Consider the following 24,604-nt stretch of genomic DNA (forward strand, 5'->3'; position numbering starts at 1 on the left):
GGGTGGCACGCACGGAGCGGAAATATTCCGCTGACGGATCGTCGGCGGCATGGTTACGATGCCGGGGATGAAGAACTTCTCCTCGTACCGATGGGGGGATTCGTTCGCACAGGGTGAGTGCTGATGGCGCATCACCTCGCGAACGAGACTCCCGCTCGCCTTCTGATGTGGCAGCGCGTACGCGAGTACGCCGTGCCACCGTCCATGATCGAGACCGCGACCGCGCGGCGTACGGCCGGTGACTGGGCCGGAGCCTGCGCCGCCGCCCGCATCGACGTCGACCTCGATCTGTGCACCGTGCGCGACCGCCACGGCAGCGACCTCGCGGCCCGCCTGCGTGCGGATCTGCGCCGGCTGGCACCCGATCTGCTCCGCTGGCACATGCCCCGGATCGCCCCCGACGGACGGCTCCGCCCCGGCCTCACCCTCTCCCTGGCGCGTTACGCCGATTCCGACGGCCCGCCGCTGCACCTGGTGGTGCGGACACCGCCGGGATGGGCGGACGCCGGACAGCGGATGTCCCTGGCCCTGTGGGGGGAGGGGACCGGGCACGATGCCTTCGCCGGGCACCATCCGCGTCCGCATCAGCATCCGTATCCACGTCCGCATCCGCATCCGCATTGGTATCCGCACCCCCACCCGCATCCCGATCGCCGTTTCCGCCTGGACCTGCACCGCCACCTCTGGGACTCCGGGCGGAGCGCCGAACTGGCGTGGCGATCAGGTGTGAGCGGGACGGCGTCCCCGGCACCTCCCGATCGCACCGGCCTGCCTCCGTGGGCCGCGCCGAGGTGGGCCGCCGAGGCGGAGACGCTGCTACGGGCCGAGGGGCGCCGACCGCGCGGCGCCTTCACCGTGCGGCTCGGCGCGCGGAACCGCGCCGTGCTCGAACTCGTCGCCCCCGACGACAGCCACGCCCCGACGCTCCGGCCGCTGCGCGAAACGCTTCCGGCACAGGAAGTGGCCGCCCTGCCGGTACTGCCGGAAGCGGCGGCCCGGGTCCTCCCGGACCTGGAACTGCTGCGGGCCGGACTGGTCACGGCCGAGCGGTTGCATCCACTGGTCGCGGCGGCCCTGACGGCGAGCGGCGCGGTCCACGGACCACGAGGCCGCGCACCGCGAGGCCGCGCACCGGGGGAGTGGCGGGAAACCTCGTCCGGCCCCGGCCCCGGCCCCGGCTCCGCGTCCAGCTCCGGCCCCGGGCCCGCCGACCCGCACCGGGTGCAGTGCCGGGGCGAGGTCCACCGGATCGCGCTGCGGGACGGCGTACTGGCGGCGATCGATCACGCCCCGGACCAACTGCGCCGCGAGGAACTGCTCGTGGCGCTCGGCGGGCCACCGCTGCCCTGCCTGCGCGCGATCGACGACGTACACCGCGACCCGCAGGCACTGCCCGCGGTCCGGGAACGGCTCGGCCACGGTGACATGACCGGCGCGCTGGCAGCCGTCGAGGGACTGCTCGGCCCCGGCGCCGTCCTGCGCGACGGCCCGCTGCGGGAGGCACTGGAGTCGGCGGCCGCCCGGCGCGTCGAGCACGGCCTGTTCCGCTCGGGTCTGGCCGCCGCACACCCCGCGGCCGGAGCGCCGGCAGCCGGAAACGCCGGCGAGGGCCGCACGGCGGCGGACCGCCGTCCCCTGTCCGACCGGCGTCCTCGGCTGGACCGCCATACCCCCCTCGCGATGCGCCGCAAGCGGACCAGCCGGGCCCGCCCCCGCACCGGCCAGAGCACCTGACGTCCTCACCGCCTCACCCCTCACCACCTCACGGCGCGTTCCGCGCCGCACACACGCCCGTACGCCGGCCTCCCCACATGCACGCCCTCACACCCGTACACCGGCCTCCACCCACGCACGCCCTCACGCCCGTACGTCATCCAGGACGGCCCGCCCTTTCCCGCCCCCTCAACCCACCCCAGGTGATGCCCATATGACCTCCAGCACCCTCCTGCCCACCCCGCACCCGGCCGCCGATGCCGAGGTGTTCGCCCCCACCACCGCCCCCAGCGGACCGGAGACCGGCGCCCGTCTCGCCGTCGCCGGTGACCTCCTGACCCTCCTGCGCGCGACCAGCACGGAGCCGCGCCCCGACGAGCAGCTCGAAGCACTCACCCTCGCTGTCGCGGCCGACCTGCCCGTATTGCTCTGGGGTGAGCCGGGCATCGGCAAGACCGCGGCCCTCACCCAGCTCGCCGCCTCCCTCTACCTGCCGCTGACGACCGTGATCGCCAGTGTCCACGAACCGTCCGACTTCTCCGGGCTGCCCGTCGTGGGCGACGACCCGGCGGTGCGGGGGGTGCCGATGGCGCCGCCGCAGTGGGCCGTGGAACTGGTGCGGGCCGGGCGCGGGCTGCTCTTCCTGGACGAACTCTCCACCGCCACACCCGCCGTCCAGGCCGCCCTGCTCCGGGTCGTCCTGGAGCGGAGGGTCGGTGCGCTGCGGCTGCCGGCGGGGGTGCGGATCGTGGCCGCCGCCAACCCGCGCGCGTCCGCGGCGGACGGATGGGAGCTGAGCCCGCCGCTGGCCAACCGCTTCGTGCATCTGCACTGGGTGCACGACCGCGAGGTGGTGGTGCGCGGGCTGGGCGGGGTGTGGCCGCGGGCGGAGCTGCCCCGCCTGGTGCCGGAGCTGCTGCCGGAGGCGGTGGCGCACGCCCGGCGCGCGGTCTGCGGCTTCCTGGAGGCCCGCCCGACGCTGATCCACCGGCTGCCGAGCACCGAGACGCGGCGCGGCGGTGCCTGGCCGTCGCCCCGGAGCTGGGAGGCCGCGTTGACGCTGCTGGCCTTCGGCACCGCGGCGCGCGTCTCCCAGGACGTACTGGCCCTGCTGGTGCGGGGCGCGGTGGGGGACGGGCCGGGTCTCGAACTCCTCGCCCACCTGGACCGGATGGACCTCCCGGACCTGGAGGCGCTGCTGGCCGATCCGGACCGCGCCGAGCTGCCGGAACGCGGCGATCTGCGCCAGGCGGCACTGGAGGCGGTGGTGGCCGCCGTCGGGGCGCGGCCGGAGCGGAAACGGTGGGAGGCGGGCTGGGCGGTGCTGGTCCGGGCCCTGCAGACCGGCGCCCCGGACCTGCTGGTCGCCCCGGCGACGGCACTGGCCGCGCTGCGGCGCGACGAGTGGGAGGTCCCCGAGGCGGTGGAACGGCTGGCCGCGGTGATCGGGCTCGCCCAGCGGGCGGACCGCTCGGTGACCCGTTCCACCACACCGGCCACGGCCACAGCACCGGCCACGGCCACCGAGTTGTCCTCCCGGTGGGGCACGGGCCGGGGCACGGGAGCGCCCCGATGACACCCGCCGCGAAGCGCCCGGCCCAGGACCCGGCGCCCAGGCCCACGCCGCCGCGCCCAGGACCGCGTAAGGCGCCCCCGCCACCACAGGCTGTCCCCGCATCCGACCAACCCACCGTCCCCCTCCCCCTCCCTCTGGACATGGACAAGTTGCTGGCCGCCCGGCTGCACGCCGTGACGGTCCGTCCCTACCTGGCCAGTGCCCTCTTCGCGCTGCACGTGGTCGAGGACCGGTCCGTGCCGACGATGGCGGTGGACATCCACTGGCGCTGCTACGTCTCACCCGGCTTCGTGGCGCGCACCCCGGTGGAGGACCTGGCGGGCGTCTGGGTCCACGAGGTCTCCCACCTGCTCCGCGACCACCACGCACGGGGCGAACGCCATGCGCGCGAGCATGGGGAGTACGGCCCGGGCGAGCGGCTGCGCCGCAACATCGCCGCCGACTTCGAGATCAACGACGACATCTACGGCGACGGTCTGTCCCGGCCCGCCGGAGCGGTGGTGCCCTCGCTGCTGCGCCTGTCCGACGGACTGCTGATGGAGGAGTACCTGCGGACGGCGTCGATGTCCGGGCTCGCCGCGGAGCCGGCCTGGCTGGACTGCGGCAGCGGCGCGGACGGACAGGTCCGCCCCTGGGAGCTGGGGCCCGACGGGGCGAACGGGCTGACCAGGCAGCAGCGCGACGCGGTCCGCTTCCGGGTCGCGGAGGGGATCAGGGGCCGGCCGGGCGAGGCGCCGGAGGGGTGGCGGCGCTGGGCGGACAAGGCGTTCCACCCCCCGCAGCCCTGGCGGCAGTTGCTGGGGGCGGCCGTCCGCGCGGCGGCGGGCGCGCCTGGGACCGGTGAGAACCACAGCTACCGGCGGCCCTCCCGGCGCTCCGCCGGCGTCCCCGGGGTGCTGCTGCCGAGCCTGCGCCGTACGCCGCCCCGGGTGTGCGTGGTGATCGACACCTCCGGTTCGGTCAGCGACGCCGAACTGGGCGGCGCGCTGCTGGAGGTGGCGGCGATCTCACGGGCGGTCGGCGGCCGGCGCGACCTCGTCTCGGTGATCTCCTGCGACGCGGCGGCCGGTGTCGCCGTCCCGCTCTGCCGCGCCGAGAGCATGGAACTGATCGGCGGCGGAGGCACGGACCTGCGTTCCGGTTTCGCCCGGGCGCTGCGCTCCCGGCCGCGCCCGGACGTGATCGTCGCTCTGACGGACGGCCAGACCCCCTGGCCCTCGGCGCCGCCGCCCTGCCGTACCGTCGTCGGCCTCTTCCCCCGCCCGGCGCGCCTCGTGCACGAGCGGGACCCCGAGTACGTCCCGGACACCCCGCCCTCCTGGGCCCGGGTCGTCACCATCGGCTGAGCGGGCGCGACAGCGCACCAGGGGCGGAGGCGGGGGTGGGGGAGGAGTCGGAGGTGAGGACGGTGTCCGTGGCGGCCCGGACCAGCCCCGTGACCGCCGCCGAACGGCTGTGCGGAGGCCAGGCGATGACCGTGGTGACCTGCGGGGCGTCGGGCACCGGCACGGCGGTCAGGCCCTCGCTCAGGACGGCGCGCCCCGACTCCGGTACGACCGCGCAGGCACGGCCGAGAGCGATGAGCTGGGTGAGCTGGGTGTGGTCGCGGACCTGCGGGCCGGGACCGTCCGGGAAGCTGCCGTCGGGACGCGGCCAGCGGGGCAGCGGCAGGTCGGGAAGGCCGGTGACCTCGGCGAGCCGCAGTCGGGAGCGGACGCTGAGCGGGTGGCCCGACGGGAGGATCGCGATCTGGCCCTCCGTGCGCAGATCCTCGGTGTCGAAACCGGCCGTGTCGTCGAACGGCCGGTGCAGCAGGGCCACGTCGGCCCGCCCGTCGCGCAGCACCCGGGCCTGCTCGCCCGGCCCGCACAGCACGACGTCCACGGCGACCGCGCCGGGCTCGGCGGCGTAGGCGTCGAGGAGTTTGGCCAGCAGCTCACCGGAGGCGCCCGCCTTCGCGGCGAGGACCACACCGGGCCGGCCGGTGGCGGCGAGGGCGGCCCGGCGGGTACGCCGCTCGGCGGCCTCGACGGCGTCCAGCGCCGCCCGCGCCTCCCGCAGCAGCACCGCCCCGGCCCCGGTCAGGACGACGCCCCGGCCGCCGCCGCGCTCCAGCAGGGCCGCGCCCAGACGCCGTTCCAGCGCGCTGACCGCCCGCGACAGCGGGGGCTGGGCGATCCCGAGCCGCTGCGCGGCCCGGCCGAAGTGCAGCTCCTCGGCGACCGCGACGAAGTACCGCAGCTCACGTGTCTCCACCCCACCAGCCTAACGCTGCGGCCAGCGGCGATACCCGCACGGTATCGCCATCCACCCGATCGGTCTTGGACACCCCGCGGCACACGGGCGCAGCATCGGAGACATGAGCGAGACGAACACCACCGACGAACAGAAGACCGCGCGGGAGACGAGGCAGGAGTCCGCGCAGGAGGCCGGGCAGAAGTCCGCGCAGAAAATCGCGCTGGTCACCGGCGCCAACAAGGGCATCGGCTACGAGATCGCCGCCGGGCTCGGAGCCCTCGGCTGGACCGTCGGAGTCGGCGCACGCGACCAGGAGCGCCGCGAGGCCGCCGTGGCGAAGCTGCGCGCGGCCGGGGCCGACGCGTTCGGCGTGCCGCTGGACGTCACCGACGACGCGAGCGTGAGCGCGGCGGCCCGGCTGGTCGAGGAACGAGCCGGACGCCTCGACGTCCTGGTCAACAACGCCGGCATCACCGGCGGCGGACCGCAGGAACCCACCACGGTCGACGTGGACCGGGTACGGGCGGCCGTGGAGACCAACGTCATCGGCGTCATCCGTGTCACCAACGCCCTGCTGCCGCTGCTGCGCCGCTCGCCGTCGCCGCGGATCGTGAACGTCTCCAGCAGCGTCGGCTCCCTCACGCTCCAGACCACGCCCGGCGCCCAGACCGGCCCGATCTCCGTCGCCTACGCGCCGTCGAAGACGTTCCTCAACGCCGTCACCGTCCAGTACGCCAAGGAACTGACCGACACGAACATCCTGATCAACGCCGTCTGCCCCGGCTACACGGCGACCGACCTGAACGCCTTCCAGGGAGTACGCACCCCGCAGCAGGGCGCGGCCTGCGCGATCCGCCTGGCGACCGTACCGGACGACGGCCCGACGGGCCGCTTCTTCGACGACGAGGGCGAAATCCCCTGGTGACGCCCGCACCGGCACGGACGCCGGCGCGTCCGGCCGCCATGCCCGCCGAAGCGCCGGTCAGCCGCCCTGGCCGGCGCTGCCGATCGGGCCGACCGTGACCGGGGTACCGCCGCCGCTCTCGGTGATGGGCAGGGAGGGGGCGCCCGGCCAGGCGAGGGTGACCGTCTTGGTCTCGTCCGGCGGGGTCACCAGCAGCCCGGTGACGCGGATGCCGGTGCCGCCCGTCTTGTTGGCCGGGTAGTGGATGCCGAAGTACGTCGACTGCCCGGCCTTGAGGACGGACCGGTCGGCCTTCTCACCGCTGCGCTTGGCGGACAGGGAACCGTAGTTGGTCTTCAGGTCGACACCCGCGTACCCGGCGAGCGTGCAGTCCCGGCCGCTGTGGTTCTTGAACTGCACCGCCACGGTGAGGTCGGGATCGCCGCCGATGGTGGCGTCCGCCGCCGTGATCGTCAGATCGCCGGTACGGCACTTGCCGGACCCGCCGGACCCGCCGCTGTGACCGGACCCGGAGCCGGACCCGGTCCCCGAGGTGGTGCCCTGCCCGCCGGTCTTCCCGGCGGAGCTGTTCCCGCCGGAGCCGCTTCCCGCGGACTCCTGCGCGCCGCCGCCCGAGGAGGACGCGGTGGCCGCGGACGACGGGGCGCTCTGTCCCGTGTCGCCGTCGTCGTTCTGGCAGGCCGTGAGCGAGAGACTCGCGGCGACAGCCAGGGCCGCGAAGGTGACCTTGTGAACGCGCATCGTTTCTTCCTCAACATGGGTGGGGACTGTTCTGACCACTCTTACCAGGGGACAGCCCTGCCCCAGCCGCACGTTCCACCTGGCCGCCGCCTAGTACATTCCTGTTACACGCACAACCGACTCACAGGACCCCCGGCGGGCACGGCATGACATGGCAGGAATGCCGGACGGGCTTGAGTCTCGCGTAGGGGGAGACGTCAAGGCAGGGGCATGAGAGGGAAGGCGACACGCTCTACTCGATCGGTGAACTGGCCCGGCGGACCGGTCTGTCGGTCAAGACCATCCGGTACTACTCCGATCGCGGCATCGTGGCGCCGAGGGACCGCAGCCCGGCCGGTTACCGCCGCAACGCACGCCGACGCCCTGGCCGTACAGATCCGCGTGCTGCGCCTGCGGCATGCCGTACTGACGGCGGTGGCCGAACGCGGGCTCACCGCTGAGGAAACGGATCTCATGCACCAGCTGGCCCAGCTCTCCGAGGACGAACGCCGCCGTCTGATCGGGGACTTCCTCGACGCCGTCTTCGACGGACCACGCGCCGACCCCGACCCCGACCCCGACTCCGCCCCCACCTCCGCCCCCACCTCCGCCTCCGCCTCCGCCTCCGCCTCCGCCTCCGCCCCCGACCTGGGACTCCGACTGCGCTTCTGTCTCCGGCTCCGGCGACACGCTCGCGGGAATCAGACGCTCGCTGACGCCCGAAGTCACCGACAGCCCCGCGGCGGAACAGGTCCGGGCCTGGGCGGAGTGGGCCGAACTGGCCATGGACCCGGATTTCCGCGCCGGCCTGCGGCGTACGGTCGAGAGCCATGCGGCCGAACAGGCGCGAGGCGGCGGCTCCATGGGGGGCGGCGGTGGCGGTCCGCGCCGCGATCTCGGTGCGGTCGTCTGTGAGCAGGTCGGCCCCGCCCTGGCGGCGGGCATCGCCCCGGCCTCGTCCCGAGCCGAGCCGATCGTCGCGGCGCTCGCGGCCCACCACGCACAGGTCCTCGGCCGCCCCGACGACACCGAATTGCGCCGCCTGCTGCCGGCCCGGCTGGAGAGCATGAGCGACCCACGCCGGGACCGTCACCTCCACCTGCTCGCCGTCATCAACGGCCGGCCCGCCCCCGAGAGCCTGTCCCCGGCGGTCGACTGGTCCGTCCGGGCCGTGCGCCTGCGAACGGGACCGTAGTGGCGGACCGTTGTACGGCGGCGGCGTACAGGCAGAGCATGGCCGCATACGATCGGCCGGTGAACGATCCCGTCATCCTGCACGCGGACGCGACACCGTCCGCTCCGGCCCTCGTCCTCCGCCCCTGGCGCACACAGGACGCCGCCGCCCTCATCGACGTGTTCCGGGACCCCACACTGCGCCGCTGGATCAGTGCGGACGTGCGGAACGAGGCCGATGCGACGCGGTGGTTGCGGGGCCAGGAGGGCGGGTGGGCGACGGGGGACCGGTACGGGTTCGCGGTCCTCGAAGCGGGAACCGGCGCCGTACGCGAGCGACTGGCCGGCCATGTGGTCCTCAAGGGCGTGGCCGCCGGGAAACCCTCGGCCGAGGTGGGCTACTGGACCGCGGCGCACGCGCGCGGTCGAGGCGTGGCGCCGCGCGCCGTGCAGGCCCTCAGCGACTGGGCCTTCGACGTCGCCCTGAAGACCGGGGCGTCGGAGCGGCTGGAGCAGTTGGAGCGGCTGGAACTACTGCACCAGGTCGACAACCTGGCCTCCTGCCGCGTGGCCCACAAGTGCGGCTACGACCTCGACACGATCCTGACCGCCGCGCCGCCCGCCTTCCCCCGCGAGGGCCACCTGCACGTACGGCGCAGGATCACTCCCGGAGGGCGGAGTCCTGAGCGACGCCGGGGTGCTGACTGATGCGGGGGTGCTGAGCGATGCTTCCAGCCGCGCGGGCCAGTACGTCGGCGGTCCGTGACCCCGCCTCGACGGCGTGGCCGGCGGTGCTGGGCAGGCAGCGCTGGTGCGCGAGGACGTACTCGGTCATGATGACGCCCGCGTGATCGGTCCCGACCTCGTCGAGCGAGACCGGCCAGCCCCGTTCCTCAAGTGCCGTGCGCAGCTCGCGTGAACGCTCGACGTCCACCACCGGATCGGCGGTGCCGTGCACCAGCCACACCGGCACGGGCGGCGGCAGGCTGTCGCCCCGGCGGAGATCGTCGAGCGGGGCGGTGCCGGTGGTGGGTGCGGCCGATCCGTACGCACCGGCGATCCCCACGACGGCGCCCGGCCGCCAGTCACCGAACGCGGCGGGGCGCACGGCGACACCCACGGCGGCCTTGGCGCCCCGCGACCAGCCGGCGAGCACGATTCGGTCCGGGTCCCCGCCGAAGCCGGCCACGTTCCGCCGCGCGAAGTCGGCGGACTCCGCCAGGTGCGTCCGCCCGCCGTCCGAGGCGTCGGGGTGCCAGTCCGGCACCAGGACGACGAGACCCCGCTCCGCCGCGGCGCGGGCGACCGGCGCGAGCACGTCCCGTTCGTCGGGGCCGCTGCCGTGCCAGAACAGCACCGCGGGCGCGGGAGCCGACGTCCCCGTCGGCCGGTAGACGTCCATGAGCCGGCCACCGGTCCCGTACCCGAGCCCCGTCCTGACGACGACCTCCGCGACCTCTACGGCCACCTCGACACCCCCGACTGGTCACACCACGCCACATCACGCCACATCACGAACCACCTCACGCTATCAACGCCGGCGTTCGACATGGAGCGCACTCCCCTACGTATACGTAGCGCCCTGGGTTCCGACCTACGGGCCGCCACCTCGGGCTGTCCGAGGCCGGCGCGCGGACGCGGCTTCCTCACCGGCCGCTACCGCTCGGTCGAGGAGATGGCGGAGACCGACGTACGGCGCAGCCGGCCGCGCTTCACCGACGGCAACCTCGAAACGCACCCTCGCGATCGTCGCGGAGCTGGACGGGCCGGCCGCCGCGAAGGGGGTCACCGCCGGTCAGCCGACGCTGGCCCGGGTGCGGCACCGGGGCGGGCGGGGACGTCGGGCCGATCCCCGGCACCAGTCTCACCTTCGTCGGCCGCTGAGCGGAACGTCAGCCGCCGGTCCCGGCCGGCTGGTCGAGGCCGAGGTCGAGGTCGAGGAGGGCCCGCTCCTCCTCGGTCAGGCGGAGGGCGCCGGCGGCGATGTTCTCGGTGAGGTGCGCCGGGTCGGCGGTGCCGGGGATGGCCAGGATGTGCGGCCCGCGGTGCAGGGTCCAGGCGAGCCGTATCTGGGCGGGCGTCGCGCCGTGGGCGCGGGCGACCGTGTGGAGGCGAACGTCCCGTTCCCGCGCCGCGCCCGCCTCGCGCCGCTGCCCGGAGATCGCGAAGAACGGCACGAAGGCGATGCCCAGTTCCCCGCACAGGTCCACGAGCCCGTTCTCGTCGGCGCGGCGCCAGTCGAGGCCGTAGGAGTTCTGCACGCAGACCACGGGCGCGATCTCCCGGGCCTCGGTGACGTGCCGCGGCCGGATGTTGGAGAGCCCGAGGTGCCGGATCAGGCCCGCCGCGCGCAGTTCGGCGAGGGCGCCGAAGTGCTCGGCGATCGAGTCCATGCCGTCGCTCCGCAGGTTCACCACGTCCAGGTGGTCCCGGCCGAGCTGGCGCAGGTTCTCCTCGACCTGCCCGCGCAACTGGTCGGGGCGGGCCATGGGCAGCCACTCACCGGACGGTTCGCGTCCCGGCCCGACCTTGGTCACCACGACCACGTCGTTGCCCCGCCAGGCCGCGAGGGCCCGGTTGATCAGCTCGTTCGCGGAGCGCAGCGGCGAGAAGTAGAAGGCCGCCGTGTCGACATGGTCGACGCCCTGCTCGAACGCGCTGTGCAGCAGCCGTACGGCGGCATCGCGGTCGATCGGCGTACCGTCGGAGTTGCCCATCATGCCGTTGCCGGTCAGCCGCATCGCGCCGTAACCGACACGGTTCACCTCCAGATCCCCGAGCTTCCAGGTCCCCGCTGCCGCCGCCGCGCTCATCGTGCTCCTTCATCCGCTTCACCTGCCGGTCCGCCAGGTCCTGGAGTATGGGGCGGGGGCCGGGCACCGCGACAGGCCGAACAGCTGGGCGAAACCTCACATCCGCATCGGGAACGAATCGCCTCGGCACCGGCGTTGGACGTACTGAGAGAGGCTGGTCAGGACGTCGGGTGCCGGGTGCCGGGTGTCAGGCATCAGGCATCAGGCATCGGGTGCTGGGCGTCGGTGCTCCGGGTCCGGGTCCGGGACGAAGGCGGGGAGCGCGGCGAGGCTGCGGCGCACGGCCTCGCCCCCGTACGCGAACATCTGCCGCTCGTAGTCGTCGACCGCGCCGAGGAGGTCGTGGCGGCCCTCGGCGGCCTCGATCAGGCAGCGGCGCAGCAGGTCGGCGTCGCGCAGGGCGGTGTTCGCGCCGTTGCCGCCGGTCGGCGAGGTGGCGTGGACGGCGTCTCCGAGCAGCGTGACCGGACCGGGCGCCCAGCGTTCGCGGGGCTCGACCACCCGAATCGACAGCAGGGTGCTGTTGTCCGGGTCGGCCTGCTCGATGAGGGCCCGCAGGTCCGGGTGCCAGCCGTTCATCCGGGACAGCGCGGCCTCCTGCGCGGTCAAGGTGCCGAGCGAGCCGTTGGGCGGCAGGATCATGGCCCAGCGCACATAGTCATGGATGTCAGGGAGTGTCACTTCGGGGGCCAGCCTCTCCGCCGCCTCCCTCGGCGGAACGGGGAACCGCATCGCCCCGAGCAGCAGGCTCACTCCGTCCCCGACGATCTTCCCGCCGTACGCCCGGGACAGGCCGGCGAACCGCTCCGTCAGCGGCGTGCGGCCGATGACGAACCGGACGCCGGTGTCCGTCGGGATGGTCTGCGGTGTCAGGGTCCGGCGCACCGCGGAGCCGACCCCGTCCGCCCCGACGAGCAGGTCGGCGGTGGCCGGATCGCGCCGCGCGAACCGGGCTCGGACCCTGCCGTCGTCCAGTACGTCGTAACCGGTCAGCGCGGCCCCGGTGTGCACGGTGAGCCCGGTCAGCAGCAGGTGCCGGAGTACGTGCCGGTCGACCACGATCCCGCTCCTGGCAGGACCGAGTTCACCGATCGTGTTCAGCTGGGTGTCCAGGGCCAGGCGCTCGACGCGGGCGTTGCTGACGACCGCGTCCAGCAGCGGGTGCCAGCGCCGCGGCAGACAGCCGCGCAGCGCCTCGAATCCGACCGGCTCCAGTACGAGCCGGTACCCCTGGAACCGTGCGGTGATCGCCGGGTCCCGCTCGTACACATCGACCTCGATGCCGGCGCCACGCAGGCCCTGTGCCAGGCACAGACCTCCCAGACCGGCCCCGACCAGGGAAACTCGCATCACACACTTCCCGGAACGGAACGAACGGAACGAACTTAGTTCGTTTCTGACGATCTAAGCTCTACTCGGTGAACTTAGATCGTGTCAAGCTATAGTGACCGTCATGCCCTCCGACCCACGGCAACGCCGAGCAGCTCGTCACGCCCAGCCCGCGGGGGAGTCCTCAGCGGCGGCACCGTCACGGTCACCGCGCAAGAAGCCCATCACGGTCGACCGGATCACCGACGCCGCTCTGCGGGTCGTGGCCACCGAGGGCTACGACGCGCTGACCATCCGCCGAGTCGCCGCGGTGCTCGGCACCGGGCCGTCGTCGCTGTACGCGCACATCGTCAGCAAAGAGGACATCGACGATCTGCTCGTCGGCCGGCTCTGCTCCGAGGTCGTACTGCCCGAACCGGACCCGGCCAGGTGGCGCGAGCAGACCCTCGACGTGTACGCGCAGCTCCGCGACCAGTACCTGAAATATCCGGGAGTCTCCCGCGCCGCGCTGGCCGTGGTCCCGACCAACCTCTCCACGCTGCGGGTCAAGGAGGGGCTTCTGGCGATCCTGCTCGCGGGCGGAATCGAACCGCGGCGCGCCGTCTGGGTGCTCGATGCCCTGTCGCTCTACGTCAACGCCTACACGTTGGAGCAGTCGCTGGTCCAGCAGCGGCGCAGCCATCCCGACCAGGAGTGGGTCCTCGGCCGCGAGGAGCTGATCCGCCGCTTCACCGCACTGCCGGCCGACACGTTCCCGCAGACCCGGCGCTACGCCGCTGAGCTGACCTCCGGCACCGGCCACGACCGGTTCGAGTTCACGCTCGGCCTGGTACTGGACAACCTCACCCAGTCCCAGTCCCAGTCCCAGTCCCAGTCCCAGTCCGAGTTCGAGGCCCAGTCCTAGCCCGAGTCCCGGCCCCCGCCCTCGCCTCTGTCTTCGCCCGCCCGGGAAGCCCGCCGCAGGCATCGCCGTAGTCAACAGTTATCCGTACCTCTGTTGAAAACGGAATGGTGAACGCATCTTGAACAACCCGGCTGGTCCGGGCCAGAGTTCGGGCAGCGGCGCACCCCCCAATACGCCGCTGGACCGGCATCTCGCGTCCCACCGACGGCTGTCCCCGAGCCCCAGGAGACATTCCGGCATCCCCACATGCGGACGGTGACGTGACATGCCCATGCAGAAAGGAAAGCTGTGCGCGTTTCTCGCATATCCCTGATGGCCACCGCGGTCGGCACGCTGCTGTCGGCCGCCGTCGTCACGGGCGCCGCTCAGGCCACCGCCGCCCCCACCGCACCCCGCTACCAGCCGGCGATGATCGCGGCGCTGGCCCATTCCCTCGGCGTCAGCGAGGACGCCGCCGTGGCCCGGCTCGACCAACAGGCCGCTCAGCAGGGCGAGTTGACCGAACTCGGCCGCTCGGGCGTGGCGACGGACGGCGCCTACTTCACCGCGGACGGCAAGCTGACGGTGAACGTCACCTCCGCCGCCGCGGCCACACAGGTCAGACAGCACGGCCTGACGGCCCGCGTACCGCGGCGCGGCGAGCACACCCTGGACCGGATCAAGGCGTCGCTCGACACCCAGGCCCTGCGCGACGCCCCCGACGGCGTCACCTCATGGTCGGTGGACCTGCCCAGCGACACCGTCACCGTGCACGTCGACCCCGCCCGTACGTCCGCGGCGGCGAAGTCGTTCCTCAAGGCGGCGGCCTCCCACGGCAGCGCGGTACGGGTCGTCCGTGACGGGCGGCGCCTCGCCCCCCAGTCGACGGTCTACCCGGGCAGCAGCATGTCCTGGACCAACAGCCAGGGCAGCTGGGTCTGTTCCGTCGGCTACGGCGCCCACGACTCCTCGGGGCGCCAGTACCTCGTCAGCGCGGGCCACTGCGTGGCCGACCTCACCGACCTGTACTTCAACAACGCGCACTTCGCGAAGGGCGTCCACAGCCGCTACGCGCTCGGCCGCCGCAGCGTCGACATGGGTATCGCCCAGGTCGACACGGACGACTCGATCGCCACCCAGGTCGGCACCTGGGGCCAGGGCTCGAACGTCGCCGTCAAGGGCGGCAAGCGTGCCGCCTCCGGGGCCTCACTGTGCAAGTCGGGCCAGACCACCGGGTGGACCTGCGGCGCGGTGAAGTCGTACAACGTCTCCGTCACCTACACCGACGAGCACGGCGGACCCGACACCGTGGTCACCGGACTGGCCAGTTCCTCGGTGTGCACGGAAGGCGGTGACAGCGGCGGCGCGTACATCTCCGGCAACCAGGCGCAGGGCATGACCTCGGGCGGCCCCACCGGCCAGCAGTGCTCGGGCACCAACTCCCGCGGCTCGTCGTACTTCCAGCCCCTCGACGACGCCCTGTCGTACTACGGCCTGACGCTCAACACCAACTGACCGGCAATCCGGAAGACGGAAGACGGAAGCCGGAAGTCGGAGGGCGGGTCCGCTGAGAGCGGGGCCGCCCTCAGTCAGGCGTATGATCCCGCACCACGGGACGCGCACCACGAACGCGCACCACGGGACGCGCACCAGCGACGCGGAGGCGCCATGAGCAGGCCGTACGAGGCCGAACCCCCCTTCGCCGCCGCCTTCGCCGCCGCCTTCCGGGACGCCGTCCAGCGCCGCGGACTCTCCCTCGACCGGGTCCGCGAGCGGCTGGCCGCCCAGGGCATCAGCGTCAGCCTCGCCACCCTCAGCTACTGGCAGCGCGGACGCAGTCAGCCGGAACAAGCACGCTCGCTGCGCGCCGTGGACGCCCTCGAAAGCATCCTCGACCTGCCGTCGGGCACCCTGCGCTCCCTCATCGGGCCGAGCCGGCCCCGCGGCCGTATCACCAGCGAAGCCCCCGGACTGGACGTGTCGCGCCAGGTGTTCGGCGAGTGCTCCCACATCGAGCTGGCCCTGGGCCCGGAGTTCCCCCAGTTCAACAGCGACCTCGTCGCGCTCTCCATCCACGAGACGGTGCAGATCGACGCGCACCGCCGGTGCCGGGCCGTCACCGTGAAACAGGTGATGCGGGCGACGCGGGACGGGGCGCGCCACATCACCGTCGTGCACGACGAGCTGTCCGCCGAGTCCGCGACCGTCATCGCCCACCACGGCCGGCTCGGCACCGTGCGCAGGCTGCCGGAGCTGCGGACGGTCGTCGCCGAGCTGGAGTTCGGCAGGCCGCTCGCCCGCGACGAGACCGCGCTGATCGCCTACACCCTGCGGTACGGCCCCGAACCTGCGGAATGCTCGCACTACGAGCGGCGCGTCCGCACCAGCCCGCACGAGTTCCTGCTGCACGTCTGCTTCCAGCCCGACGCGCTCCCGACGAGTTGTCACCGCTACTTCAAGGAGCGGATCGGCGCGCCCCTGCGCTACGAGCGCCGTATCGGCCTGGACGTGTCGCACGCCTCGCACATGCTGCTCCACAAGTGCCCGCCCGGCGTGCACGGCATGTCCTGGGAGTGGCCCCGCTGATCGGCCGCCGGGTCGTGGCGGCCGTCCGGTGTGTGGCGGCTGTCCGGGGCGTGGCCGCCCTGCGGATCGTGGTTCTGTGCGGCGACGGCGCCGGCGGGCTTACGCGTCGCCGTCCGGGCCGCCGGTGCGCGCCCTGCGGTGGGTGAGTACGGCGAGGAGGTTGTCGACGAGCCGCTCGGCGTCGGCGTCGGTGTCCAGCGGGCTGCCCAGCAGGGCGTGGGTGTAGGCGGGGGCGAGGATCAGTTCGAGGACGTCCTGGAAGTCGAGTTCACCGGTGCCGGCGGCGGCCAGCATCGCCTCGACCTGGCTGGTCCGGGGCTCGACGTACTGACGGAGCCCGCCCAGGCCCTCCACGCCCGAGCGCATCGCGGCGGCGAGGGCCCGGGCGAGGACGAGGTTCTTGTCGGCGCGCAGGTCCGCCAGGAGGTGGCGGGCGTAGACCAGCATGTCGGCGCGCAGGTCTCCGGTGACGGGCAGCGGTGAGCGCCGGCTCAGCTCCTCGAAGAGGGTGTCGAGGACGAGGCCCTCGGGGGTGCGCCAGCGCCGGTAGAGGGTCGCGGGGTGCACTCCGGAGCGCTCGGCGACCTCGGCCACGGTGATCGTGCCGTCCGGGGAGGCGTCGAGCAGAGCCCGGACCGCCGTGTGCACCGCGTCGCGCGTCCGGGCGGATCTGCCGCCCGGACGGACCGTTCCAGCTGCCTGCGTCATGGACCCCATGGTGCTCATGTTACTACCGCGACACTCTCGCGTTAGCCGTACCCGTCGTGCCCGCCGCACCAAGTAACGCGAGGGATTCGCGTTAGAGGCTCGGTCGGTGTACGCTCCAAAGCGACAGATTCGCGTTAAGGGAGGTGGGGCATATGTCTCGGGTGCTCGTGGTGGGTGGAGGGATCGCGGGGGACACCGTCGCGCTCATGCTGGGCCGGGCCGGCTGGGAGGTCACCGTCGCGGAGATCGCCCCCGCGCTGCGCGGCGGCGGCCAGTCCGTCGACCTGCGCGGCGACAGCCGTGAGGTGCTCGCCCGGCTGGGCCTGCTCGACGAGGTCCTGTCGAACCTGCTCGACCAGCGCGGCGCGGCCTGGGTGGACGGCGACGGACACCCGCTGGCGACCATGCCCGTCGAGGCGCTCGGCGGCAACGGCTATGTCTCCAAGGAGGAACTGCTCCGCTCGGACCTCGCCCGCATCCTGCACGACGCGGCGTCCGCGCACGTCACGCATCTCTTCGGCGAGACCGTGGAGGAGCTGGCGGACGCCCCGAACGGCGTGTCCGTACGGTTCCGCCACGCGCCCCCCGCCGAGTTCGACCTCGTGATCGGCGCGGACGGCGCGCACTCGCGGGTACGGCGACTGCGCTTCGGGCCCGAGGACAGCTTCCGCCGCCCCCTCGGGCTGGCACACGCCTGGTTCACCATGGACGAGACTCCGGCGACCCCCGCGATCGACGGCTGGTTCCTCACCCACAACGCCCCCGGCAGCCGCTCCGTCGAGGCACGGCCGGGACACCCCGGCCAGCAGGAGATCGGGTTCACCTTCGCGACGGCGACGCTGCCCGCTCGGCACGACCGCGAGGCCCAGTTCGCTCTGCTCGACCGGGTGTTCGCGGACGTGGGCTGGCGCACCCGGGAGCTGCTCGCCGCCGCGCGGCAGGCGCCCGACTTCGCCCTCGACACCTTCGACCAGATCCACCTGCCGAAGTGGCACGACGGCCGGGTGGTCCTGATCGGGGACAGCGCCTGGTGCGCGAGCCCTCTCAGCGGCCTCGGCACCGCCCTCGCGCTGCGCGGCGCGGCGGCGCTGGCCGACGCCATCGACACGGCCGACGCCCAGCGGCTGCCGCACCGCCTCTCGGACGCCTTGACCGCGTACGAGGCCGCCATGCGCCCGCGCGTCCAGGACGCCCAGCGACTCTTTCCCGGCCGGGTGCGCCAGGCGGCACCCCGTACCGAGCTGGGTATCCGCGCCGCCGCATGGGTGATCCGCCAGATACAGAAGCCCCACCTGGCGAAGGCCTTCACCCGCCTGGCGGGCGAGCGAGGACATGGACGGCCCCAGGCGCAGCCGGCGTGACACACGACCGGTGGGCGGAACGCCTACCGGACTGAGGCCGATGCCGTGCCGATACCGATACCGATATCGACGCCGGTGTTGATGCCGGTGCCGGTGCCGGTGCCGGCGGGCTCAGAGCCGCCAGGCCCGCAGCGCGTCGGCGACGGCGTACACGCTCAGGCGAGCGTCCCGGACCTTGCGGACCAGATCGGACAGGGCGCCGTACGGCGGGTCGATCCCCTCGCCCGCCTGCTCCATGTACTGCGCGGCGACGAACGCGGCGAAGAGGCTGTTCCGGTGCGGCAGCGGCTCAAGGCGGGCGACGGTGTGCAGCAGCGCCGCCGCGCGCCAGGCGGCATCCGGGTCGGACGTCTCGAGCGTCGGCATCCTGGTCTTGTGCCGTGCGACGGCCGCCACCAGGCCCGAGTAGTCCGTCACCGTCACGTCCTCGTGCCCGAGGGCGGCCTCCTGGACGTCGAGCAGCCAGGAGACGTCGATGTGCAGGACCATCAGGCGGCCACGGTCCCGTCGCCCCGCCGGGAGGGGGGAACCTCGTCGGGGAACGCCTCGTCGAACTCGCCGCGCAGCCTGTCGGCCCAGGCGGTGGCCCCGGCGACGAACCGCCTGCGGTGCATCTCGCGTACGCCGAGATCGTGCAGGTACTGCTTCAGGCTCTTGCCCTCCGCGGCGGCGGCCGCGCGGACGCCTTCCATTTCCTCGTCGGAGAAGGACACGTTCAGTGATGGCATACCCTGATGGTACCTACTTGGTACCTGGCTCGCCAGGGCCGACCGTTCGGCCGCCGGGGAACGGGAAAGGGGCCTTCCCCGGAACAGCCCGGGAAGGCCCCTTTCCACGGCTCCTGAAAAAGAAGCGGCATCCGTGTTCGGGTGTCAGCGCTTGAACACGTCCTTGGCCTTCTCCTTGGCCTCTCGCGCATCACCCTTGCTCTTCTGGGCCTGCCCCTCGGCGGCCATACGGTCGTTGCCGACCGCGTCGCCCAGCGCCTCCTTGGCCTTGCCCGCAGCCTGCTCGGTCTTCGCCTTGGCCTTCTCGCCGGCAGTCATGGAACGCGCCTCCTCGTGGTTTTCGTGCCGCTGTTCTGTCGCGGTAGTCCGCTTGTGCCCCGGCGATCTCCAGAGAAACAGGGTGGCAACGAGAATGTGTAAGGAATTCCGGGGAAAACGGAGGGTCAGGAGGTCGATAACTATGGTTCCTTTGCTGCTCGTTCTGCTTCTCGCCCTGGTCCTGTTCGGGATCGGCTTTGCCGTCAAGATCCTGTGGTGGGTCGCCGTCATCGTTCTGGTGCTGTGGCTTCTCGGCTTCGTCATGCGCTCCACGACGTCCGGTGGCGGCCGGGGCCGCTGGTACCGATGGTGACCTGAAAAAGCACGCGGACCACGCGCGCGCACCGCACGCGCACCGCACCCGCTCCTCTGCGGGATCTGCCGGGCCCCGGCCGTCTGACGGCCGGGGCCCGGCATGCGTGTGCGTGCGGACGCGGCCGGAGACACAGGACGGCATGGACCGCCGACGACGACGGGCCGGGAGTGGTTCATTCGGCGGCGTGCGGTGTTCCTCACCCGGCGCCGCCGGAAAACCGGTACCGGCGGAACCCCAAGATCACATAACATTCAGGGGCGAATTGATCAACTATCGCGGTCACTCGTCTAGTTGGAGAATTCTCCATGTTTCGACCAAGGGTGACCGCGTGCGGGGGAAGGAAGAACCCACGATGACGTCATCCAGTCTCCGCCGGCGCGTCGCCGGAACCGCGGCCACGGTTCTCATGATCGGTGCCGGCGCCCTGGTGGCCGCGCCCTCGGCGTCGGCCAAGGCCAACCTGCTGTCCATCGACAAGGTGACGCGGCACGCCCCCGGCCTGCAGGTGAAGGTCACCTACTCCTGCGACACCGGCATGGATCACGAACTCGTGGCCAACGCGACGACGCTGAACCACAGCGCCCACGACCAGTCCATCGCCGCGGGCACCATCAAGAAGGACCAGCTGGTCTGCGACTACAAGGACCATGTCGCGCTGGTGACCCTGCGCCCGGCCGCGGGCGCGCACTTCGACAAGGGGGACAAGGTCAAGGTCACCGTCTTCTACTTCGACAACGACGGGTTCAGGTACGGCGACGCGGAGACGGTCGCCGCCCTGTAGGACGGACCGCACTTCAGTGACCGGCGGACCCGGTCCGTGCGGGCGCGGGCTTCACAGCCGGCCCGTGCGGACCGGGTCCGCGCTCGCTGTGCGCACCGGCGGGGAGAACCGATCCGGATCGCCGCAGCCGGCCGCTCCCCTGCTCAGGAGAGGGCCGCGAAGCCGGTGCAGAGCAGGCGGACGCTCCGCGCGAACTTCTCGTCCGCGCTCAGGCGCAAGATCAGCGGCCCCGTCACCAGCGGGAAGCGTGCGCACAGGTCGGCGTACAGCTCGGGGCTGACGTCCGGGGGTGTCGTCGGCTGGTTCTGTTCCTGGAGCGCGAAGCCGGTGACATGGCTGAACAGGGTGTCGGCGGCGATGCCGCAGTGGCCGGCGGGCAGGCCGGCGTCGGCGAGGGTGCGCAGCAGGCGTTCCATGAGGCTGAGGGCACCCTGGCTGAGCATGCCGGGGCTCTCGGCGAGGAGTTGGGCGCCGCCGGGGTGCTCCTTGATGCTCAGGCGCAGCGCGGTGACCTGGGCTTCGACGCGGTCCTGCCAGGGGGCGTCGGGCGGCAGGGCGGTGAGGGCGGCGGTCCCGGCGTCGTACGCCCGGCGGCAGACCTGATCGGCCATCAGGGAGAGCAGTTCGTCCTTGCCGCGTACGTGGTAGTAGAGGCTGCCCGCGTGGGCGTCGAGGCGGTCGGCGACCTGGCGCATGGACAGGTTCTGGTAGCCGACCTCGGCGAAAACGGCCATCCCCGCATCGACGATGCGCTCCTTGGTGAGCTTCATGCGTCCCACCGTACGCCTCTTTCCAACACCGTTCGAAAACTGTGCTAGGTTTGCGCCATCAGGTTTTCGAACGGTGTTGGAAAACGCCGTGACAGGGGGGAGGGGCCGGCATGGAGGCGATCGTCTTCAACGTGACCACGGCCGCGCTGATGGTCATGATGGTCAACTGCGGATTGGGCGTCGTCGGCCGCGACACCCTGCGCGGACGGCCGCTGCCGTGGGCGGCGATCGCCCTGACCGCGCTCGCCGTCAGCGGCGTGCTGCTCCAACTGGCCTGGCCCGGGGCGATGGACGCGCTCGACGCGGACCCCGCCAGGTCCGGCTGGTGGCGCGAGTTCACCTCGGTGTTCATGCAGAACGGCGGCTTCTTCGGCGGCCTGTGGAACCTCGTCACCCTCGCCGCCGTCGCCGCGCTCGCCCAGTGGTACTGGGGCGGCTCGCTCACCCTGGTCTTCTTCCTCGCGGGCATCGTGCTCCCCGGCCGCGTCGACACCCTGCTCGGCCTCGGCGACGGCCCCAGCACCGACCCCCGCAACTTCGCGGGCAGTTCCGGCGCCACCTACTTCCTGGGCGCCACCCTCGCCCTCGCCTTCCTCACCCGCACCCGCCTCCCCAAGGAGATCGCCCTGGCGGTCGGCGTCCCGGCGCTCGGCCTCGCCATGTGGCTGGCCCAGGACAACGGCCACGGACTCGTGTCCGTCTACGGGTTCGCCCTGGCGGCGCCGGTGTGGGCCGTCCGCCGCCGACTGGGGCGACCGGCGGCCACGGCAAGCGAATCCGCGAGTGCGGGGAAGAAGTAGGAAGACAGAGAAGGAACAGAGAAGAACCAGGAAGACCGAGTGGGAAGTCGCAGCAGGAAGCAGAGGGGCGGACCGTCAACGCGTTGACGAACGGCTTGCGCCACCACCTCATCGGGACGCACCGGCCGCTCAACCGGCGGACACGGGACGGCGGGCGGGTTCCAGGCGGAGCATGGTCTGTTCGTCCTGGCTGCCTGGGGCCGCCTGGTAGACCACCATCCGCTGACCGCCCGTCCGGGCCAGCCGCATCACCTCGTACGTCAGGGTCATCGAGCCGACGGCCGGGTGGCGGAAGGTCTTCTGTCCGCCACCACGCTCGCAGACCTCGTACCGTTCCCAGATCCGTGTGAAGTCAGGCGACTTGAGGAGCAGTTCGCCCACCAGCGTGGTCAGTTCCGGGTCGTCCGGGTCGGCTCCGGCGACCGCCCGCAGGTGTGCCACCGAGTGGGAGACCGTCTCCTCCCAGGGGTCGTAGAGGGTGCGGCCCACCGGGTGGAGGAAGAGGTAGCGGGTGAGATTGCGCTGTTCCTCCGGCCAGTCCCACAGGCCCGGCAACAGCCGCCGGCCGGGCGGGTTGGCGGCCAGGACACGGTTGTGGCGGCTCACCACGTAGGCGGGCAGCGGGCGTATCGACTCCAGCATCCGCAGGACCGAGTCACGGACGGTACGGTCGGCGCAGGCCGGCAGTTCCGAGACCCGGCCCGAGGCCAGCTCGGCGAGTTCGTGCAGGCGCTCGTAGCCGTCGCCGCGCAGCCCCAGAGTGCGGCCGAGGGCGTCCACCACGGCGGGCGATGGATTGGTCTCCCGGCCGCGCTCCAGGCGGATGTAGTAGTTCACGCTCACCCCGGCCAGCGCGGCCAGTTCCTCCCGCCGCAGCCCGGGAGTACGGCGCAGCCCCGCCCCGCTGGGTAGGCCGACGTCCTCCGGGCGCACCTGCGCCCTACGCGCCCTCAGATACCTGCCGAGTTCGGTTCCCCGCCCGTCTGCTGCTGTCATCAGGCCATTGTCGCAGCCCGTCAAGGCACGTGAGGGGGTGTGCCAGGGCCTGGAACGCGACGCCCCGTAACAGCGCGGTCTGCCGAACGGGCGCTCCATGGTGGAGAGTCTTTACCGGAGCGGGCGGCCGGAGTCGGCCACCGGGGCCCAGGGGGTGCACGACACCGGACCGCGGCCCGGTGCCACCACGGCCGCCCGCCCACCCGCCATACCGCCGGCACACCCGGCCCGCCGTCAGGGAGTTCACCATGCCGTCCACTCCACGCCTCGTCCCACCGCCGCCCTCCATACCCGTCTCCGCGTCCCTCCGGCAGTCCGTCTCCGCGTCCGTTCGCGGGTCCGTCCGGCAGTCCGTTCGCGCCTCCGTCCGCGGGCGCGATGCCGAGCCGGAGACGAAGAACCGGCAGCGCAAGGGTGTGGAGCTGATCGCCGCGCTGCTCGGCTTCACCGTGATCACCATCGACGTCTCGGCGGTGAACATCGCACTGCCCGCGATCCGCGACTCCCTCAGCGGGGGGATGGCCGGACTCCAGTGGGTGGTGGACGCGTACACCCTGATGTTCGCGGCCCTGATGCTGTCCGCCGGCGCGCTCGCCGACCGTGCCGGCGCCCGCCGCGCCTATGCCTGGGGCGTCGCTCTGTTCACCCTGGCCTCTCTGGCCTGCGCGCTCGCCCCCGGCATCGGCGTCCTCGTCGCCGCGCGCGTGGCGCAGGGCGGTGCGGCCGCCGTCGTGATGCCCGCCTCGCTGGCGCTGGTCCGGCAGGCCTACGACGACGCCCGGGCCCGCGCTCGCGCCATCGCGCTGTGGACGGTCGGCGGTTCGGTGGCGATGGCCGCCGGTCCCGTGCTGGGCGGACTGCTCACCGACGCGGCCGGCTGGCGGTCGGTCTTCCTGCTGAACCTGCCCGTGGGCGCGGTGATCCTCGGCCTGCTGACCCGGGTACCGCGCTCCCCGCGCCGCCCCGCCGCACTGGACGCCGGCGGCCAGCTCACCGCCGTACTGGCCCTGGCCGGGCTGGCGTTCGCGGTGATCGAGGGGGGCCACCTGGGCTGGACCAAGGCCCCCGTGCTGGCCGCGGGCGCCCTCGCCGTCGTGTCCGGCTTCGCCTTCCGTACGGTCGAGGCCCGCCACCCCATGCCGATGGTGCCCCTCGGCATGCTGGCGGACCGGCGGGTGAGTGTCGCACTCGCCGTGGGCTTCGCCCTCAACGCCGCTTTCTACGGCGGGATCTTCATCCTCGGGCTGTACTACCAGCAACTGCGCGGGATGTCGGGCATCGAGGCCGGACTCATGTTCGTGCCGATGTCGGCGGTGGTGACGGGCACCAATCTGGTCTCCCCCCGGCTGGCGGAACGGGTCGGACGCCGACGGGTCATCGTCGCCGGGCAGTTGATGTTCATCGTCGCGATGGCGGCCATGCTGCCGCTGAGCGCGCACACCCCGGTGTGGCTGGTGCTGGTGCTCCTGCTGCCGCTGAGCATCGGCGGGGCGATCGCGGTGCCGGCGTTGACCGCACTGCTGATGGACGCCGTTCCCGCGGAGCGCGCGGGTACCGCCTCGGGGCTGCTCAACGCCCTGCGGCAGACCGGCGGCGCCCTCGCGGTCGCCCTCTTCGGCAGTCTGCTGGTCGGCACCGGCGACGGCTTCTCCCTGCCGGGCATGCGCATCGGCCTCCTCGCCGTCGCCGTCGTCCTCCTCGTCACCTCCGCGCTCACCCGGGTCCTGCTGCCGCGCGGCTGAGGCCGGGCGCGGGCGGGCGGCGAAGCCGGCCGGACCACGGCGGCCGTCGAGGAGCCCGCGGAGCGCATCGACCGCGATGCGCAACCGCGTTCCTCGTCGCCGTTCCTCGGCCCGGATCGCGACCGCCT

24 protein-coding genes and 1 pseudogene are annotated in these 24,604 nt (G+C 72.8%); 14 read left to right on the forward strand and 11 right to left on the reverse strand.

All coding sequences use genetic code 11. The features are described from left to right. Nucleotides 1-123: 123 nt before the first annotated feature. The 3 genes from ABZ858_RS23715 (at nucleotide 124) to ABZ858_RS23725 (ending at nucleotide 4,635) form a co-directional block, all read left to right on the forward strand. A complete protein-coding gene (locus tag ABZ858_RS23715; RefSeq protein WP_361381929.1) occupies nucleotides 124-1,734 on the forward strand; it encodes a hypothetical protein in 1,611 nt (536 codons plus the stop codon). A 193-nt stretch (nucleotides 1,735-1,927) separates the two neighbouring features. Continuing rightward, nucleotides 1,928-3,289, forward strand: coding sequence for an AAA family ATPase (locus tag ABZ858_RS23720; protein WP_361381932.1), 1,362 nt, complete (start codon nucleotides 1,928-1,930; stop codon nucleotides 3,287-3,289). Between the two features lie 140 nt (nucleotides 3,290-3,429). After that, nucleotides 3,430-4,635, forward strand: coding sequence for a VWA-like domain-containing protein (locus tag ABZ858_RS23725; protein WP_361381935.1), 1,206 nt, complete (start codon nucleotides 3,430-3,432; stop codon nucleotides 4,633-4,635). On the opposite strand, the gene ABZ858_RS23730 is transcribed toward ABZ858_RS23725, so the two are convergent. Next, nucleotides 4,622-5,545 (reverse strand): LysR family transcriptional regulator, encoded by a 924-nt coding sequence (locus ABZ858_RS23730; protein WP_361381938.1) that lies wholly within the window; start codon nucleotides 5,543-5,545, stop codon nucleotides 4,622-4,624. The two genes, ABZ858_RS23725 and ABZ858_RS23730, sit on opposite strands and share 14 nt — an antisense overlap. A 103-nt stretch (nucleotides 5,546-5,648) precedes the next feature. Here ABZ858_RS23730 and ABZ858_RS23735 point away from each other — a divergent pair, with 103 nt between their 5' ends. Then, nucleotides 5,649-6,452: an SDR family oxidoreductase gene (locus ABZ858_RS23735; RefSeq protein ID WP_361381941.1), complete on the forward strand. Its 804-nt coding sequence runs from the start codon at nucleotides 5,649-5,651 to the stop codon at nucleotides 6,450-6,452. 57 nt (nucleotides 6,453-6,509) lie between these two features. Here ABZ858_RS23735 and ABZ858_RS23740 read toward each other — a convergent pair whose 3' ends face one another. After that, complete coding sequence (locus tag ABZ858_RS23740) at nucleotides 6,510-7,193, reverse strand: DUF4232 domain-containing protein (RefSeq protein WP_361381944.1); 684 nt, start codon at nucleotides 7,191-7,193, stop codon at nucleotides 6,510-6,512. Nucleotides 7,194-7,432: 239 nt separating this feature from the next. On the opposite strand from ABZ858_RS23740, the pseudogene ABZ858_RS23745 reads away from it, so the two are divergent. Further along, nucleotides 7,433-8,367 (forward strand): annotated as a pseudogene (locus ABZ858_RS23745) (MerR family transcriptional regulator). A gap of 59 nt (nucleotides 8,368-8,426) precedes the next feature. Continuing rightward, nucleotides 8,427-9,053 (forward strand): GNAT family N-acetyltransferase, encoded by a 627-nt coding sequence (locus tag ABZ858_RS23750; RefSeq protein ID WP_361381947.1) that lies wholly within the window; start codon nucleotides 8,427-8,429, stop codon nucleotides 9,051-9,053. Here ABZ858_RS23750 and ABZ858_RS23755 read toward each other — a convergent pair. From ABZ858_RS23755 to ABZ858_RS23765, 3 genes are all read right to left on the reverse strand, one after another. Further along, complete coding sequence (locus ABZ858_RS23755) at nucleotides 9,007-9,813, reverse strand: alpha/beta hydrolase (protein WP_361381950.1); 807 nt, start codon at nucleotides 9,811-9,813, stop codon at nucleotides 9,007-9,009. The genes ABZ858_RS23750 and ABZ858_RS23755 overlap by 47 nt on opposite strands. 424 nt (nucleotides 9,814-10,237) lie before the next feature. Next, nucleotides 10,238-11,158: an aldo/keto reductase gene (locus ABZ858_RS23760; RefSeq protein WP_361381953.1), complete on the reverse strand. Its 921-nt coding sequence runs from the start codon at nucleotides 11,156-11,158 to the stop codon at nucleotides 10,238-10,240. 201 nt (nucleotides 11,159-11,359) lie between these two features. Continuing rightward, nucleotides 11,360-12,508 (reverse strand): NAD(P)/FAD-dependent oxidoreductase, encoded by a 1,149-nt coding sequence (locus ABZ858_RS23765; RefSeq protein WP_361381956.1) that lies wholly within the window; start codon nucleotides 12,506-12,508, stop codon nucleotides 11,360-11,362. A gap of 103 nt (nucleotides 12,509-12,611) precedes the next feature. Here ABZ858_RS23765 and ABZ858_RS23770 point away from each other — a divergent pair, with 103 nt between their 5' ends. The 3 genes from ABZ858_RS23770 to ABZ858_RS23780 all read left to right on the forward strand — a co-directional run bounded on the left by ABZ858_RS23770 (nucleotide 12,612) and on the right by ABZ858_RS23780 (nucleotide 15,956). Further along, nucleotides 12,612-13,391 carry a TetR/AcrR family transcriptional regulator gene (locus ABZ858_RS23770; protein WP_361381959.1) on the forward strand — a complete coding sequence of 260 codons (780 nt, stop codon included), beginning with the start codon at nucleotides 12,612-12,614 and terminating at the stop codon, nucleotides 13,389-13,391. A gap of 312 nt (nucleotides 13,392-13,703) precedes the next feature. After that, complete coding sequence (locus ABZ858_RS23775) at nucleotides 13,704-14,885, forward strand: S1 family peptidase (RefSeq protein ID WP_361381962.1); 1,182 nt, start codon at nucleotides 13,704-13,706, stop codon at nucleotides 14,883-14,885. Nucleotides 14,886-15,038: 153 nt separating this feature from the next. Continuing rightward, a complete protein-coding gene (locus ABZ858_RS23780) occupies nucleotides 15,039-15,956 on the forward strand; it encodes an XRE family transcriptional regulator (RefSeq protein ID WP_361381965.1) in 918 nt (305 codons plus the stop codon). A gap of 99 nt (nucleotides 15,957-16,055) precedes the next feature. Here the strand turns inward: ABZ858_RS23780 and ABZ858_RS23785 are convergent, their stop codons facing one another. After that, nucleotides 16,056-16,664: a TetR/AcrR family transcriptional regulator gene (locus ABZ858_RS23785; protein ID WP_361381968.1), complete on the reverse strand. Its 609-nt coding sequence runs from the start codon at nucleotides 16,662-16,664 to the stop codon at nucleotides 16,056-16,058. A gap of 152 nt (nucleotides 16,665-16,816) precedes the next feature. Between ABZ858_RS23785 and ABZ858_RS23790 the strand changes: the two genes are divergently transcribed. Then, nucleotides 16,817-18,025 carry an FAD-dependent monooxygenase gene (locus ABZ858_RS23790; protein WP_361381971.1) on the forward strand — a complete coding sequence of 403 codons (1,209 nt, stop codon included), beginning with the start codon at nucleotides 16,817-16,819 and terminating at the stop codon, nucleotides 18,023-18,025. 111 nt (nucleotides 18,026-18,136) lie between these two features. Here ABZ858_RS23790 and ABZ858_RS23795 read toward each other — a convergent pair whose 3' ends face one another. The 3 genes from ABZ858_RS23795 to ABZ858_RS23805 all read right to left on the reverse strand — a co-directional run bounded on the left by ABZ858_RS23795 (nucleotide 18,137) and on the right by ABZ858_RS23805 (nucleotide 19,071). Continuing rightward, on the reverse strand, nucleotides 18,137-18,514 hold the full coding sequence (locus ABZ858_RS23795; RefSeq protein ID WP_361381974.1) for a toxin Doc: 378 nt from the start codon (nucleotides 18,512-18,514) through the stop codon (nucleotides 18,137-18,139). After that, nucleotides 18,514-18,753 carry a hypothetical protein gene (locus ABZ858_RS23800; RefSeq protein ID WP_361381977.1) on the reverse strand — a complete coding sequence of 80 codons (240 nt, stop codon included), beginning with the start codon at nucleotides 18,751-18,753 and terminating at the stop codon, nucleotides 18,514-18,516. The genes ABZ858_RS23795 and ABZ858_RS23800 overlap by 1 nt, the downstream gene beginning before the upstream one ends. 144 nt (nucleotides 18,754-18,897) lie before the next feature. Continuing rightward, nucleotides 18,898-19,071, reverse strand: coding sequence for a CsbD family protein (locus ABZ858_RS23805; RefSeq protein ID WP_361381980.1), 174 nt, complete (start codon nucleotides 19,069-19,071; stop codon nucleotides 18,898-18,900). Between the two features lie 142 nt (nucleotides 19,072-19,213). Here ABZ858_RS23805 and ABZ858_RS23810 point away from each other — a divergent pair, with 142 nt between their 5' ends. Continuing rightward, nucleotides 19,214-19,384, forward strand: a complete 171-nt coding sequence (locus tag ABZ858_RS23810) for a hydrophobic protein (RefSeq protein ID WP_361381983.1) — start codon at nucleotides 19,214-19,216, stop codon at nucleotides 19,382-19,384. Nucleotides 19,385-19,739: 355 nt separating this feature from the next. Beyond that, nucleotides 19,740-20,168, forward strand: coding sequence for a hypothetical protein (locus ABZ858_RS23815; protein ID WP_361381986.1), 429 nt, complete (start codon nucleotides 19,740-19,742; stop codon nucleotides 20,166-20,168). A 143-nt stretch (nucleotides 20,169-20,311) separates the two neighbouring features. Here ABZ858_RS23815 and ABZ858_RS23820 read toward each other — a convergent pair whose 3' ends face one another. Further along, nucleotides 20,312-20,938: a TetR family transcriptional regulator gene (locus tag ABZ858_RS23820; protein ID WP_361381989.1), complete on the reverse strand. Its 627-nt coding sequence runs from the start codon at nucleotides 20,936-20,938 to the stop codon at nucleotides 20,312-20,314. Nucleotides 20,939-21,048: 110 nt separating this feature from the next. Between ABZ858_RS23820 and ABZ858_RS23825 the strand changes: the two genes are divergently transcribed. Continuing rightward, complete coding sequence (locus ABZ858_RS23825; RefSeq protein WP_361381992.1) at nucleotides 21,049-21,738, forward strand: hypothetical protein; 690 nt, start codon at nucleotides 21,049-21,051, stop codon at nucleotides 21,736-21,738. 129 nt (nucleotides 21,739-21,867) lie between these two features. On the opposite strand, the gene ABZ858_RS23830 is transcribed toward ABZ858_RS23825, so the two are convergent. Continuing rightward, nucleotides 21,868-22,734, reverse strand: coding sequence for a helix-turn-helix domain-containing protein (locus tag ABZ858_RS23830; protein ID WP_361381995.1), 867 nt, complete (start codon nucleotides 22,732-22,734; stop codon nucleotides 21,868-21,870). Between the two features lie 248 nt (nucleotides 22,735-22,982). On the opposite strand from ABZ858_RS23830, the gene ABZ858_RS23835 reads away from it, so the two are divergent. Beyond that, nucleotides 22,983-24,476, forward strand: coding sequence for an MFS transporter (locus ABZ858_RS23835; RefSeq protein ID WP_361381998.1), 1,494 nt, complete (start codon nucleotides 22,983-22,985; stop codon nucleotides 24,474-24,476). The last annotated feature ends 128 nt before the right edge of the window (nucleotides 24,477-24,604 follow it).

This window comes from Streptomyces sp. NPDC047017, from assembly GCF_040644175.1.
GTDB lineage: Bacteria > Actinomycetota > Actinomycetes > Streptomycetales > Streptomycetaceae > Streptomyces.